A 13,015-nucleotide genomic window follows, 5' to 3' on the forward strand; every position below is an offset into this window, starting at 1 on the left:
CGGCCGAGGGCGCGGTGGGAGACCGAGGTGTCAAGCCCGTTGGGAATGCGTACTACGCGTTAGAGCACTTCTTTGTCGCTGCCGTTTACGTATGCGGCGATCACGCAAGGAGATCGATGGCGCGGTAGAGGCGGTCGCACGCCGCGGGGATCCTTTCGAGAGGCGCCGTGGCGACCCCCAATAGCAGGCCGGATCGCCGCGCCGTAGGGCGCATGTACCAAGGAGACAACGCTGTCGGGGCGAGTCCGTAGGTCAAGGCGCGCTTGGCGATCTCGGTGTCACGCGCCCCTTTGGGCAGCGGCACGCGGACCGAGAGCCCGGCGCGCGAGACCGAGGACACGCGCCCTTCGAGGCAGCTCAGTAACGCGTCCTGCTGTTTGGAGTATATGCGCTTCGTTCGCCGCAGGTGACGCATGTAATGCCCTTCGCGCATGAACTCCGCGGTTGCGTGTTGGACCGCGGGACCGGGGGCGGGGGCGAGGCACGCCGCCACCTCGGCGAAGGACGCGGCCATGGACGGAGGGGCGACGATGAAGCCCAGACGCAATGTGGGACTGATGGTCTTGCTGAACGAGCCCATGTGGATGATCCGCCCGTCGCGATCCAAGGACGCGAGCGCGGGGGCCGCGCGTCCTCGCAATTGCAGCTCGCTCAGGTAATCGTCTTCGAGGATCCACGCGCCCGTCTTCGCTGCCCAATCGAGCAAGCGCAGACGCCGCGCGAGCGATAGCGTGGAGCCGATCGGCGCCTGCTGCCCCGGCGTCACGAGCGCGAGCGCCGCATCGGGCGCGTGCTCGAGACCATACTCCACGTCCATCCCGTCGTCGTCGACGGGGATCGGGACGGGCTGCAATCCCCCGAGCTCGAGCCCTCGCCGGCTCAACGGAAAACAGGGATCCTCCATCCAGGCCGTGCGCCCTTCGAGCGCGAGCGCCCGCAGCACGAGGCCGAGCGCACCGGCGAACCCGCCCGTGATGATGATCTGCGAAGGCGAGCACGCAACGCCGCGCGCGAGCATCAGGTGGGCTGCGATCTCACGCCGCAGCTCGGGCTCTCCGCGCGGATCGGGGTAGCTCGCGGACGACCAGGTCTCGGTCCGGACTGCGCGCGCGCGGATGCGCGCGAAGAGCTTGGCCGGGAAGCACTCCGGCGCGGGGACCCCCACTTGGAAGAGCGCGGGCGCGGACGAAAAGGCGGGGAACAAATCCGCGAAGAGCGAGGACTCCTTCGGAACGTCGCGCACAGCGCTCGTCGAAGGTCGCTTCGCGACATGCGTCCCCGCCGAGCGCGACGCGACAATGAGCTGAGCATCCGAGAGCCTCTCGTACGCCACGCGGACGGTCCCTCGCGCGACGCCCAATTGGGCCGCAAGATCCCGCCACGAGGGCAGACGGGCCCCAGGTACGAGGACGCCGCTGTCGATCGCCGCCGCGATCCCCTTGTAAATCTGCTGCGCCAAAGGCGTCTTCCCCGAGCGATCGAGCCGCAGCTGAAACCGTTTCGCCATTCTTTATTGGTACAGTGAAATGATTACTTTTTGGTACTTTTCTTTGATCCAAGGTGGCGCCATCGTTTGGCGGGCAAAGAGAATCTTCGAAGGAAACTCATAGGAGTCCGTGATCACCATGACCAATGCCGTCATCGAAACGATCCTGAGTCGATCCGCCGCCAAGTACTACGATCCTGCAGCCACCTTGAGCGACGACGAAATCCGCGAGTTGGTGCGGATCGGCACCACCGCGCCGACATCCTTCCACTTGCAAAACTGGCGCTTCATCGCCGTGCGCACGCGCGAAGCCAAGGCGCGTCTGCGTCCGATCGCCTGGAATCAACCCGCGATCACCGATGCAGCGGTCACCTTCATCGTCTGCGGCCAACTGGTCGAGACCAGTGTAATCCCAGCGCGCCTGGCGCCCCTGGTTGAATTGGGCGTCATGCCGCCGGCGATGGTGGCAGATTGGGAAATCCCCGCACGCGATCTGTACATGGCATTCCCGCAGCGCCGGCGCGACGAGGCCGTGCGCACCGCCACCTTCGGCGCAGCGACGATAGTCTACGCAGCCCGCTCGCTGGGCCTGGGTTCGACGCCGATGATCGGTTTCGATGCCGATGCAGTGCACCGCGAGTTCGGACTCGCCGAGGACGAATTACCGGTCATGCTGTTGTGTGTCGGGAAGGAGCGGGCGGGCAACTGGGCGCAGAAGCCGCGTCGCCCCCTCGCCGAAGTGCTGGACTTCGTTTAACGGTCATAAGGCAATAACTCCAGGAAGGTTACGATGCCACGAACCACTGCTCTCAAGCTGGAACAGGTGCCAGCTGCTTCGAAACCGACTCTCCATGCGTTCACCAAGAACATCGGGTTCACCCCCAATATGATGGCGGCCTTCGCACAGAGCCCGATCGCGTTCAACGCATGGGCCGCCCTTCTCGACTCCCTGAGCAAGGCGCTCGACGTAAAGACGCGCGACAGCATCGGCCTCGCTGTCTCCGAAGTGAATGGCTGCAACTACTGCCTAACGGTTCATAGCTTTACGGCGCAGCATATGGCCAAGCTGCCGGCCGATGAAATCATCCTCGCCCGGAAGGGCCATGCCGCCGATCCGAAGCGGGACGCCGCCGTCCAGTTTGCGCGTAAGGTCATCGAGACTCGCGGCCATATCCGTGACACCGATCTGAAAGCCGTTCGCGATGTCGGGTACTCGGATGCGAACATCATGGAGATCATCGCACTAGTGGCCATGTACTCCCTGACGAATTTCTTCAACAATGTATTCGATCTCGACAAAGACTTTCCCGCCGTCACGCCTGCCGGTGCAATCTGACCTCTCTCCAGTCGTGTCTCTATCTCTGAGCTTTGCGGCCGCGATGTGAAAGCCTAGCCACGCCCAGGGAAGATTCTTTGAAAAGCGTCTGGGCGTTTCTTACGTGCCGCCCATCGGCGTCGAAGTGGACCCACTATTTTCATGGGTGAAACATTGAGCAAGTCACAGAAGGTCGTCGTCGTCACTGGCGCGTCACAAGGCATCGGCGCTCGTATCGTAAAGGCTTTCCGAAACCTCGATTACCGCATCGTCGCAACCTCACGTTCGATCAAGCCTTCGAACGACGAGAATATCCTGAGCATCGCCGGCGACATCGGCGACCCCGCGACCGCTCTACGTGTCATTTCCCAAGGCATCGCGCACTTTGGCCAGATCGATACGTTGGTGAACAATGCGGGCATCTACATTGGAAAGCCTTTCACCGAACACACCGCCGAAGACTACTCCGCCGTGATGCGCGTGAACATGGCGGGCTTCTATCACATCACGCAACGCGCGATCGCCGAGATGGAAAAGCGCTCGAGTGGCCACGTGGTGAGCGTCACGACCAGCATCGACCAGGCTGCAATCCAAGGAGTCTACACGGTCCTGGCGGCTATGACGAAGGGCGGCATCAACGCTGCCACCAAGTCACTGGCCATCGAATACGCGAAAAAGGGTATTCGCGTAAACGCCGTTGCTCCGGGGATCATAAAGACGCCGATGTACGCACCTGAAAATTACGAAGCGCTGAGCGCTTTCAACCCTGTCGGACGCATGGGCGAAACAAGTGACATCGCCGATGCCATCCTTTTTCTCGATTCCGCGCCGTTCGTCACTGGAGAAATCCTGCACGTCGATGGCGGGCAGAGTGCTGGCCATTGAAATGTAACCGAATGGATATCCTCTAAAACAACGCAACAACAGTTCCACAGACGACCAAAGAGATTTCCCATGAAAGCAATCATTGTAACGGAGCAGGCATTAGGAACGACTGGGATGAAGCTGGTCGAACGACCCGAGCCGCAGGCCGCGATAAACGACGTTATCGTTCGGATTCATGCGTCGGGGTTCGTCCAAACCGAGCTTGAGTGGCCCTCGAGCTGGACCGATCGCAATGACCGTGACCGAACACCGTCGATCCCCGGCCACGAGCTGGCTGGAGTGGTCACCGCTCTCGGTTACGGCACAACGGGACTGTCGGTAGGACAGAGGGTGTTCGGTCTCGCGGATTGGCATCGCGACGGCACCCTGGCCGAATATCTGGCGATCGAGGCCCGTAACCTCGCACCGCTGCCGGGCGACGTTGACTTCACGGTGGGCGCGAGCCTGCCGATCTCGGGCCTCACCGCGTTCCAAGGATTGTTCGAACACGGCCGCCTTCGGGCGGGGCAAAGCGTCATCGCACACGGCGCGGCCGGCGCAGTCGGTTCGATGGTGACGCAGCTCGCGCGAGAGGCCGGCGCCTACGTCATTGGCACTGGACGCGCGGCCGACCGTCAGACGGCGCTCGACTTCGGCGCGCAGGAATATGTCGCTCTCGATAGTGATACGCTGGAAGACGTTGGCAGCGTCGATCTTGTGTTCGATGTCATCGGCGGCGATATCGGCAAGCGGTCCGCGCGCCTGATTCGAGCCGGCGGAACCCTGGTGTCCGTCGTCGGACCGTCCGAGGTGCGGCCCGACAACGGCCGGGCGATCGACTTCGTCGTCGAGTCGGATCGTGCCCAACTGACGGAGATCGTCCAGCGGGTGCGGGACGGACGACTGCGGACGAACATCGGCACCATTTCGACGCTCGACGAGGCCATCGCCACCTTCAACGCGCCCAAGCGGCGCGCAGGGAAAACGGTCATCCGCGTTCGCGCGTGAGTACTCGGCGAGGGCGACAGAATCGACCGACGACCTCCACTCGCGCCGGCGCGGAGCTTTGTTTCTAGCGCGATCCCAACAGAGCAAGAGCTTCGGCGCGGGAGGTGGCGCGCAGCCCCCAGCGCTTCGTCCGAGAGGTACAGATCGACGAGTGCACGTGCATGTTGCTCGGGTGATGGCAGGCGAGCCTCGGAGCCGGCATATCGCTGGGCGAAGGGATTGCAGGTGGTGAAGCTTCGCACAGCCTCGGCGTAGAGCTCGTCCTTGCTCGTGAAATGGTTGTAGAAGCCGCCGCGGGTCAGGCCGCGCGTGTGCGTGCCTTGTGCTCTGCGGTGTGACGAGGCTCCGCCGTCGACTTGGTCGGAGGCGGTGCGACGGACCGCACGGAGAACGAGCGGGTTTTCCAAGCGCCGGACGCTCCGAGATGCTAGAAAATTGCGCGGATGAGAACGACGAGCCAGGAGAGGATGCGACGGGAACCTCGGCAGGGCCGGTCCCGGCAGACCGTGCATGCGGTGCTGGGCGCGGTCTCGCGGGTGATTCGGCGCGAGGGGGTCGACGCGGTCACCACCAACCGAATCGCTGAAGCAGCAGGTGTAAGCATCGGCTCGCTCTATCAATACTTCCCGGACAAGAAGGCCATCTTCAGCGCGCTGCATGAGCGCCACGTCGAGGACGTTCGCCGTGTGATCGAGCGCACGATGGCCGGCCGCTCCAAGTCTCTCGACGGGTTCACTCGCACGCTCGTGGAAGGGCTGGCGGATCTCCATGCCGCGGAGCCCGAGCTCCACGAGCTGGTCTCCGAGCAGGTACCCGAAGGCCCGTTGGGTTTTCGCCGCGCACTCCGGGCGACCTTCGAGCGCGTCACATCGTCGGAGCGGATGCTGTTCGTCCTCCCCAACGTGATCGAAGCGCTCGTGCACGGCATCTCGCAGCGGCCTTCCCCTATTTCGGCCGCGTCAGCGAGGGAGGAGGCCGTGCGGACCGTCCTCGCTTGCCTCGAGTCGTGCCGGAACGCCTGAAGGCTCCCGCGTTTTCTTCCGCCCATTGATCGAAGGTGACGGGCCTGCGTCCGAGGACCTGCTCGACACCGTCGGTTACCGTCGCTAGGCGGCCCTCCCGGATGGCCCGCCAGATGTCGACGAGAGCATCCGCATAAGCGCGATCGAAGTTCGGCCGTGCATCGTCGTCGGAGATCTGCTCGAAGCGGATGGTCTTGCCGATCGCTGCGCCAATCCGCGACGCCATCTCGCCGTAGCTGAGAGCCTGTGGGCCGGTGATCACCAGCGCTTCACCGTCGTGAGCGCGCGTGGTCAACGCCTTCACCGCGACATCGGCGATGTCCGCCGGGTGGATGAAAGCGATCTTGCCGTTGCCCGTTGACGTTCGTAAGACGCCCTCACGCTTGATCGTGTGCGCCCAGCTCAGCGCGTTGGACATGAATGCCGAGGAACGGATGAACGTGAAGCGGACGCCGCTCTCGCGGAGGGCGTGCTCTCCGCGGGCGTGCCAGGGCCCGGTGCCTACCCCGGTGCTCACGTCCAGCGTCGAGAGCTTGACCAAGTGGCGCACCCCCGCGGCCTTCGCGGCCAACGCGGCAGCACGATCTCGAACCTCGAGATCGGGACCACTGTTGAGTAAAAAGATTTCGCGAATGCCAGAGAGCGCGCTCGAGATGTCAGCAAGATCGCCAACCCGGATCTCGACCCGGTCCCCGAAGAGGTCTCGCGCCTTCTTCGGATCGCGCACGAACACGCAGGGACGGTCTCCGCGATCGATCAGACGCTGCGTGACGAGCGAGCCGACGTTCCCGGTGGCTCCGGTAACGAGACACGTCACGAGACGTTGCTCCAGGCTCGTATGATCTCGAACGCGAGACGCTTCTGACCAGCGAGCGTGAAGTGGAGCCCGTCCTCCATGAGCAGCTCGGGCGGGGGCGGCGTACCGAGAATCGAAAACAGGTCGACCGTCGGAGCGTCGAGGTCCCCAACGGCGGCCGCTACCCGTGCGACGTCCTCGTTGCGGAAGCGGACACCGAAGCGCGATAGGCCCCAGTGGTTCGAGATGCGCTCCTCATTCACGGCCGCAGGCGTGATCCACAGGCAGCGCGCCTTCGTCTCGAGCGAGGCGCGCTGGTGCAGCTCGCGCAGATTCCGCACGGTCTCCTGGTGATCGACGAGCGTCTTGGCCGGCTTTGGCCCTTGCGTGCGCGCATCGTTCAGCCCGATGAAAAAGAGGATCCAGTCGGGCTGCTGCGCGACGACTTCGCCGATGCGAATCAGCCCGTGCGTCGTCGTGTCACCCGGGGCCGCGTTGATCGCCACCGAAGCGCTACGCGCAGTCAGAAGCTCGCTCAGGATCACGGCCCAAGACTGCGGGTCCGACGTGTGGCTGTCGCCGAACGCTACGATCCGGGCGCCCTCTTTCAAGGGCAGGCGATCGATCATCGCGCTGACGGCGGACTCGGAGACCAACTTGCGCGCCGCTTCCTTGGCGCCCCCCAACATTCGCGCGTGCTCGGCGGCATATACATCGGGAGGAAGCCCGAGAAGAGCCGCGCGGACAGTCTCCGAGAGGGCCGCCACGCCCGGCAGTGAGCCGAGGGTCTTTTCCGGTTGAAGGACTTTGAGAAGCCAGCGCGTTTGCTCGGCCGATAGTTGCATGCGTTCCGCCTTTCCTTTTCGACGCTGAAAACTACGTCGTGAATGCCCGCTCCGTCAGCTCGCGTTCGTGCCTTGCACAAGCAGGAGAAATCGCGATCGAGCGAAGCCGCTTCGCAAGGGTTGCTCAGATTCAGCGGCTACCCGCGGGGCATTTGCCACGACTAGGCCCCCGAGAAGGCACGTAGTTGCGTCCACAATCGCGCATGTGGATCATCCAGCGAGGTGACCATGCGTAGTGAACGAGAAATCGCGGCGGCCGTTCTGGCATCGTGCGGACAACCAGGAGAGATCTCGTGGCGCTCGTGGCGATGGGCGGTCGCGTTCCAAAACGAGTTCATCGCCTTCGCCGCCGATGACGACGAAGGATGGGAGCGCCTACGCCGCGAGCGAGCACTGCTCGATCGCCTCGCCGCGCGAACGAGCGTGGCGCTGCCCGCCGTGGTCCTCGAGGACGAGAGAACGCGATTGCAACTGCGGCGAATGGTACCCGGCGTTACGGGCGATATGGTCGAGCGCATCGTGTTCGGGCGCGACGACAAAGTTGGCCCTGCGACACGTTACCAACCGAATCTTCCTTTCACCGCCAAGGGCCGACGTCTTGCGCGCGACCTTGGACATGCGCTCAGCGCATTGCAGCGCGCCATACCTGTCGAAGAAGCAAGGGCTCTTGGATTTGCTGTCCATTCGTACCTATTCCTCCTCGACCAGGTCGCGGCGTATCTGGCCGAGCAGCGCGAGCTACGTGACCTTTACATCGCCATTGCTCCGCTTCGCCGCTGGTTCGCAGAACTGCCCAATGAGCCAGCTCTCTGCCTCTGCGATTTGCAGCTCCACAACATTGCGGTCCTGCCGCAAACTGGTGCGCTGGGCGGATTGTTCGACTTCGATGACGCCGGGATCATGCACCAGCTCGAAGACTTCAAGTATCTGCCGTCCTTCGGCTTGGAATTCACCGAGTTCGCTCTCGAAGCCTTCATGGAGTCCGGTGGCCGCTCATCGACCCTCGCGGAGGTAGGGCGATTTCATGTGCTCTCTGCAATGGAGCATTTTCTCTTCGTCCCCGAGGAGACACCGCGATGGCCGGAGATCGTCAGATGGGCGAGAGCCGCCGTCCACCACTTTGCGCGCGACTGGTAGCCTCACCCCCGCGATGGCGAACCGATATCACTGCCGGATGCCGAGGCGCAATCAACGATCCAGACCCGGGCCGCTCTTTCACGGAACCTACTCTCGCACCAGTCGTCGCGCATGTGCACGAATCAATTCACCGTATTCCGTGTCGAGGTCCTCGGCTGTCCTCCCGGGATTGCCGAATTCCACTTCAAAGCCAGTCCATGCGCCCAGAGAGGTCACAACCTGCATTGGAAGGTCAAAGGCCCGATAGAAGATCGCACATGCCAACACTGTTTTGCCCTTGCCTGCACGTGCCTTCGCGAATTTCGGCAACTCCGATAACTCCGCGCCAAGCGGTTCGGTTCATTCCGGCGGGGTATGACACTGCACAATCTCCCTCCCGGCTCGTGGTGGAGTATTGGCGCGACAGACTATTGCGATTTTTCCTTGCGCTGGCGAAACGCGGCGACCTTGTGCCGGTTGCCGCATGCCGTCATCGAGCACCAGCGGCGATCGCCCGATCGCGATGTGTCGAAGAAGAGAATCGCGCATCCATCGCCCTCGCATTGGCGCACCCGATCGGCCACTTCACCGCCCAATAGGAGGACGGCTTCACGCGCGACAAAGGTCAGCAACGCACTGGCGTCGCCGCGCAATCGTGCACTGCCATCGGCGCCGATCTCGGGAGCTGCCGCAGGCAGTCGCGCAATGTCGTTGAGAGTTGCGCGTGCGCTCGCAGGTCGCACCTGTCCTGCGACGCATCCCATAGCTAGCGCATAGATCGCCTCCCGTAACCGCCGCGCCATGCCCAAAAGATCATCGTCCGGCGCGGTCGCCGCGCACTCGAACCCGGCGGCCTGCAGCCAGCGGATGACATCCTCCGGCCGCGTGAGGAGATCGCGCTGGGTCGGCTTGAGCCGGCCCGTCAGCGTGGCCGTGAGGTCGAGCGCGGCATGCCCGCCGCGAAAGCGGAAGCCATCGCGCGTTTCCTCCTGATTTGACGCCGAAATTCTCACAGGACGAATGAACAACTCTTTTCCGGGGCGTGCCATTGAAGATGAAACCAGTTTGACAGGTTACGTGGCGCGTGGCAACGTAACCCCACATACAGGTTACCAAGTGGGCATATGATCAGCCGCTTCCCTTGCGGCCAGAGGAGGTCTTCGTGAGCGGATCACTGGAAGGACAGAGCGTGGTTGTCGTTGGCGGCAGCACCGGAATCGGCTGCGCAGTTGGGGAACTCGCCGCGAAAGCCGGCGCTCGCACCTATGTGCTCAGCCGATCGGCGCATGCGCCCGAGGGAACGCGAGCGATCGTGGCCGACGTGACGGATGCGGCGTCGATGGAAGCGGCTTTCGCGCAAATCGGACGAATCCATCATATCGCCTACACGGCCTGGTCCCGTCAGGGCGCGCCGCCGCTCGCGACGCTGACGAGCGATCATCTGCAGCAGAGCTTTGCCGCCAAGTTGTTCGGCGCCCTGCACGCGGTTCGCTTGGCCCTGCCCTATCTCGATCCCTCGGCGTCGATCACCCTCACCTCCGGGCAGGTGTCGCGCAAATATGGTGTTGGCAGCGTCCTCAAGGGCTCGGTCAATGCCGCGGTGGATGCGGCCGGAAAGCATCTCGCCAAGGAACTGGCGCCGCGCCGCGTGAATGTCATCAGCCCGGGCGTGACCGATACGTCGCAATGGGGAGAACCGGGTTCGGCGAAGCGTCTCGAAACACTGGAACGTGTTTCCGCCGCGCTGCCCGTCAAGCGGGTTGCCACGCCGGAGGAACTGGCCTCGGCCTATCTGTTCGTAATGACCAATCCATTCGTCACGGGCGCGGTCGTCGATGTCGATGGCGGAGGTCTATTGTGAGCGAGCACCCCCTATTCCGGCGCCGCACACTTATCGCGTTTGCGGCGACCGTGCCGGCCGCCGTCGCGGGCGCAATGGCGGCACGGTCGGTCACATCATCGCTTGCCGGCACGTGGACGCTCGTCGCTGCCGATCGCCGAATGCCGGATGGCTCAGTGGTTCACGATTATGGCGCAGCGCCGGACGGCCGGCTGATGATCGACGAAGCCGGCCGATACGCCTTGCAGATATTCAGCACCGATAGATCGAATTTCGTAGCCAAAGACAAGGCCGGCGGCACCGACGCCGAAATGCGCGCGGCCGTCGTGGGATCGAGCACGCATTTCGGCTCGCTTGCCGTTGACTGGGCAGCAAAAACGCTGCGTTTCGCGATCGAGGATTCGTCTTTTCCGAACTGGCGCGGCCAGGTACAGACACGTTCCTTCGTTTTGCGCGACAATGTGCTGAGTTGGGAGGTTCCGCCGCGACCGGACGGAGCCGTGCCCATATCGATTTGGCGCCGCCTGGCCGTTTAGCTGGCCTGGAAATGATCCTAACGCTGGGGTTATTCTACGGCCGGTGCCATGAACAAGGACGCGCAGAAGCTCATCGACAAATTGGATGGTACCGAGTCCGAGGCGGAGTTGGCGGCGGTGAAGGAGCTCCGAAAGTTGGACATATTTCCGAGGCTTCTTCTTGAGAAGTACAGATCGTCACGCATCTTCACGCGGCGGTCGATGCAATTCAGAGCAAGAATCACAATTATTTCGTCGACCGAGATCATACCGGAAATTTCATATGGGAGGTCTCGCAGCCAGCACCTAGCGAAGACGGCTAGCGGTCGTTTGAGTGGATCGAATGATCCTACACGAACGCCACTGGCCGAGCAAAAAGCCGGAATGGGAGAAGCGAGTGGTAGTTGGTATTCCCGCGGCCACATCGAACACATTGACCTTAACTCGACGAGGCACCTTCTATTCGGGAGAAAAGAACCGACTCAAATGCAGTGTTCCTTTTTCAGAATTTGCGAAGCGCGCTCGCCGATAATGACACAAGGTGCCATCGTATTCCCGGTCGTGACGCGTGGCATGATCGAGCCATCGGCGATGCGAAGATTGCGAATGCCGTGCACCTTCAGCGAGCCGTCCACCACCGAAAGCGCGTCATGGCCCATTTTTGCGGTACAGGTCAGGTGCCAATAAGAGACGGCGCTATCGCGAATGTAGTACTCCAATTGACTCTTGCTTTTGCCACCTGGCAGGACTTCGCGCTCGACGAAGGGCATGAACGCCCGCGCATTGCCTATGGCGCGTGCCATTTCGGCGCACACCAGAGCCACCTTGATATCGTCGGTGTGGGCAAGGGTGTTGGCCTCGAGCCTCACCGGATCCAGGGGGTTGGACGAACTCAAACGAACGCGCCCGCGGCTCTTGGGCCGCGCAAGGCCGCCGAACATCGACCAGCCGCCGTTGGGCAGGTCGAGCACAGGAGTGGCCGGGCTGCGCGTGGGAAATTCGGCTTGGCAAAACATGAGATCCGGCGCATCCAAGGTTGGATGACTTTTCCAATACATGGTCGCTTCACTACCGGTGTTGCGGGGGCTGATCGGGTATTTGTATTCCCAAATGCAACCGAAGGTTACGTGGTCTTGCAGGTTCCTTCCCACGCCGGGTAAGTGTTGCAGCACGGGGATGGAAAATTGACGCAGCTCATCTTGATCGCCAATTCCCGAGCACATTAGCACCTTCGGCGTGTGAATCGCTCCCAACGACAGAATGACCTCCGACGTCGCGCGAAGGGTCGACGTTTGCCCGTCACGCATGATTTCAACCCCGGTAACCTGCTGTTGCTCGAGGAGGAGACGGGTTACCACGGTATGGGTCAGCACCGTCAGGTTGGGGCGGTCCATATAGGGATATGTATAGGCACGAAAAACAGAATGGCGCTTACCATCGCGGGTCGAGGAGTCGGAGTAGGCGCATCCCCCATCGCCCTCCATCATGCGACCATTCGGATTCGGAAAACTCGGGATTCCGAGCTCTTGGGCCGCTTCGAGCATAGCCGATGCAATGGGGCTAGGGTTCGGTGACGACTGGATGAACATGGGCCCACCCGTTCCGCGGTACTCAGGGTCCGGCGGGCCTTTCCAGTCTTCGATATTGCGGTAGATGGCGAGAACGTTCTCGTATCCCCATGCCGGGTCCTTCGCCTCCGTGGCGAAGAAATCCCAATCTGATTTGTGCCCTCTCGCCCAAACCATCGCATTGATGCTCGAGCCGCCACCGAGCACCTTCCCCATCGATAGAAGAATGCTCCGGCCATTCAGGTGTGGATTTGGGGCCGCTTGAAAAGCCCAATCGCGGTCGCTTCTCAGGTTGGTCGGCCAGAGCGCTGGGTTCGTGACCTCCGGAACGTCTTCGTCCCCGCCGGCCTCGAGCAACAGCACCTGCACGGATGGATTCTCTGCAAGGCGCCTTGCAATGACGGAGCCCGAAGAGCCTGCCCCGCATACGATGAAGTCATAGTGAGTCTTCAAAGCCGCCCTAAGCGAAGCCTGATTGGCATTTGCCCGTTCGGCAAAATCTTGATCCTGAGAAGAGCTGTTGATCGATGTCATGGCTTTCTCCCGAGTGAAAGGCTGCGCGCGGAGATCCGCGCGGCCCCAAAGTTCGCGCCTTGCTTGAAGGCATCTGCATTATCGCGACGCAGGGATGATGGTATCC

General features: G+C 62.3%; 13 protein-coding genes. 8 read left to right on the forward strand and 5 right to left on the reverse strand.

Annotated elements, in window-relative coordinates; all coding sequences use genetic code 11:
- Positions 1–100: 100 nt before the first annotated feature.
- Positions 101–1,507, reverse strand: coding sequence for a PLP-dependent aminotransferase family protein (locus tag LZC95_26760; GenBank protein WXA90064.1), 1,407 nt, complete (start codon positions 1,505–1,507; stop codon positions 101–103).
- Positions 1,508–1,625: 118 nt separating this feature from the next.
- Between LZC95_26760 and LZC95_26765 the strand changes: the two genes are divergently transcribed.
- The 5 genes from LZC95_26765 (at position 1,626) to LZC95_26785 (ending at position 5,695) form a co-directional block, all read left to right on the forward strand.
- Complete coding sequence (locus LZC95_26765) at positions 1,626–2,243, forward strand: nitroreductase family protein (GenBank protein ID WXB00229.1); 618 nt, start codon at positions 1,626–1,628, stop codon at positions 2,241–2,243.
- 33 nt (positions 2,244–2,276) lie between these two features.
- A complete protein-coding gene (locus tag LZC95_26770) occupies positions 2,277–2,822 on the forward strand; it encodes a peroxidase-related enzyme (protein ID WXA90065.1) in 546 nt (181 codons plus the stop codon).
- A gap of 141 nt (positions 2,823–2,963) precedes the next feature.
- A complete protein-coding gene (locus LZC95_26775) occupies positions 2,964–3,686 on the forward strand; it encodes an SDR family oxidoreductase (protein WXA90066.1) in 723 nt (240 codons plus the stop codon).
- Positions 3,687–3,755: 69 nt separating this feature from the next.
- On the forward strand, positions 3,756–4,673 hold the full coding sequence (locus tag LZC95_26780) for an NADP-dependent oxidoreductase (protein WXA90067.1): 918 nt from the start codon (positions 3,756–3,758) through the stop codon (positions 4,671–4,673).
- Between the two features lie 467 nt (positions 4,674–5,140).
- A complete protein-coding gene (locus LZC95_26785) occupies positions 5,141–5,695 on the forward strand; it encodes a TetR/AcrR family transcriptional regulator (protein ID WXA90068.1) in 555 nt (184 codons plus the stop codon).
- Here the strand turns inward: LZC95_26785 and LZC95_26790 are convergent.
- Both LZC95_26790 and LZC95_26795 read right to left on the reverse strand, forming a co-directional pair.
- A complete protein-coding gene (locus tag LZC95_26790; GenBank protein WXA90069.1) occupies positions 5,619–6,512 on the reverse strand; it encodes an SDR family oxidoreductase in 894 nt (297 codons plus the stop codon). The genes LZC95_26785 and LZC95_26790 overlap by 77 nt on opposite strands.
- Positions 6,509–7,336 carry a GDSL-type esterase/lipase family protein gene (locus LZC95_26795; GenBank protein WXA90070.1) on the reverse strand — a complete coding sequence of 276 codons (828 nt, stop codon included), beginning with the start codon at positions 7,334–7,336 and terminating at the stop codon, positions 6,509–6,511. Before LZC95_26795 ends, LZC95_26790 begins: the two co-directional genes overlap by 4 nt.
- A gap of 228 nt (positions 7,337–7,564) precedes the next feature.
- On the opposite strand from LZC95_26795, the gene LZC95_26800 reads away from it, so the two are divergent.
- On the forward strand, positions 7,565–8,473 hold the full coding sequence (locus tag LZC95_26800) for an aminoglycoside phosphotransferase family protein (GenBank protein WXA90071.1): 909 nt from the start codon (positions 7,565–7,567) through the stop codon (positions 8,471–8,473).
- A 407-nt stretch (positions 8,474–8,880) separates the two neighbouring features.
- Here the strand turns inward: LZC95_26800 and LZC95_26805 are convergent, their stop codons facing one another.
- Positions 8,881–9,465, reverse strand: a complete 585-nt coding sequence (locus tag LZC95_26805) for a CGNR zinc finger domain-containing protein (protein ID WXA90072.1) — start codon at positions 9,463–9,465, stop codon at positions 8,881–8,883.
- Between the two features lie 149 nt (positions 9,466–9,614).
- Between LZC95_26805 and LZC95_26810 the strand changes: the two genes are divergently transcribed.
- Together LZC95_26810 and LZC95_26815 are read left to right on the forward strand one after the other, a co-directional pair.
- Positions 9,615–10,313 carry an SDR family oxidoreductase gene (locus LZC95_26810; protein ID WXA90073.1) on the forward strand — a complete coding sequence of 233 codons (699 nt, stop codon included), beginning with the start codon at positions 9,615–9,617 and terminating at the stop codon, positions 10,311–10,313.
- Positions 10,310–10,828: a lipocalin-like domain-containing protein gene (locus LZC95_26815; GenBank protein WXA90074.1), complete on the forward strand. Its 519-nt coding sequence runs from the start codon at positions 10,310–10,312 to the stop codon at positions 10,826–10,828. The genes LZC95_26810 and LZC95_26815 overlap by 4 nt, the downstream gene beginning before the upstream one ends.
- Before the next feature lie 461 nt (positions 10,829–11,289).
- Here LZC95_26815 and LZC95_26820 read toward each other — a convergent pair whose 3' ends face one another.
- The gene (locus LZC95_26820; protein WXA90075.1) at positions 11,290–12,909 is read right to left on the reverse strand and encodes a GMC family oxidoreductase N-terminal domain-containing protein; all 1,620 of its coding nucleotides are present in this window, start codon (positions 12,907–12,909) and stop codon (positions 11,290–11,292) included.
- Between the last annotated feature and the right edge of the window lie 106 nt (positions 12,910–13,015).

The organism is Sorangiineae bacterium MSr12523 (assembly GCA_037157775.1).
GTDB classification, from domain to species: Bacteria; Myxococcota_A; Polyangia; order Polyangiales; family Polyangiaceae; genus Pendulispora; species Pendulispora brunnea.

What these genes read in the sequence shown, in the direction of transcription:
- LZC95_26775 (WXA90066.1), top strand. Translation starts at nt 2,964, where the DNA reads ATGGGTGAAACATTGAGCAAGTCACAGAAGGTCGTCGTCGTCACTGGC.
- LZC95_26795 (WXA90070.1), bottom strand. Translation starts at nt 7,336, where the DNA reads ATGCAACTATCGGCCGAGCAAACGCGCTGGCTTCTCAAAGTCCTTCAA.
- LZC95_26785 (WXA90068.1), top strand. Translation starts at nt 5,141, where the DNA reads ATGCGACGGGAACCTCGGCAGGGCCGGTCCCGGCAGACCGTGCATGCG.
- LZC95_26780 (WXA90067.1), top strand. Translation starts at nt 3,756, where the DNA reads ATGAAAGCAATCATTGTAACGGAGCAGGCATTAGGAACGACTGGGATG.
- LZC95_26820 (WXA90075.1), bottom strand. Translation starts at nt 12,909, where the DNA reads ATGACATCGATCAACAGCTCTTCTCAGGATCAAGATTTTGCCGAACGG.
- LZC95_26800 (WXA90071.1), top strand. Translation starts at nt 7,565, where the DNA reads ATGCGTAGTGAACGAGAAATCGCGGCGGCCGTTCTGGCATCGTGCGGA.
- LZC95_26760 (WXA90064.1), bottom strand. Translation starts at nt 1,507, where the DNA reads ATGGCGAAACGGTTTCAGCTGCGGCTCGATCGCTCGGGGAAGACGCCT.
- LZC95_26765 (WXB00229.1), top strand. Translation starts at nt 1,626, where the DNA reads ATGACCAATGCCGTCATCGAAACGATCCTGAGTCGATCCGCCGCCAAG.
- LZC95_26770 (WXA90065.1), top strand. Translation starts at nt 2,277, where the DNA reads ATGCCACGAACCACTGCTCTCAAGCTGGAACAGGTGCCAGCTGCTTCG.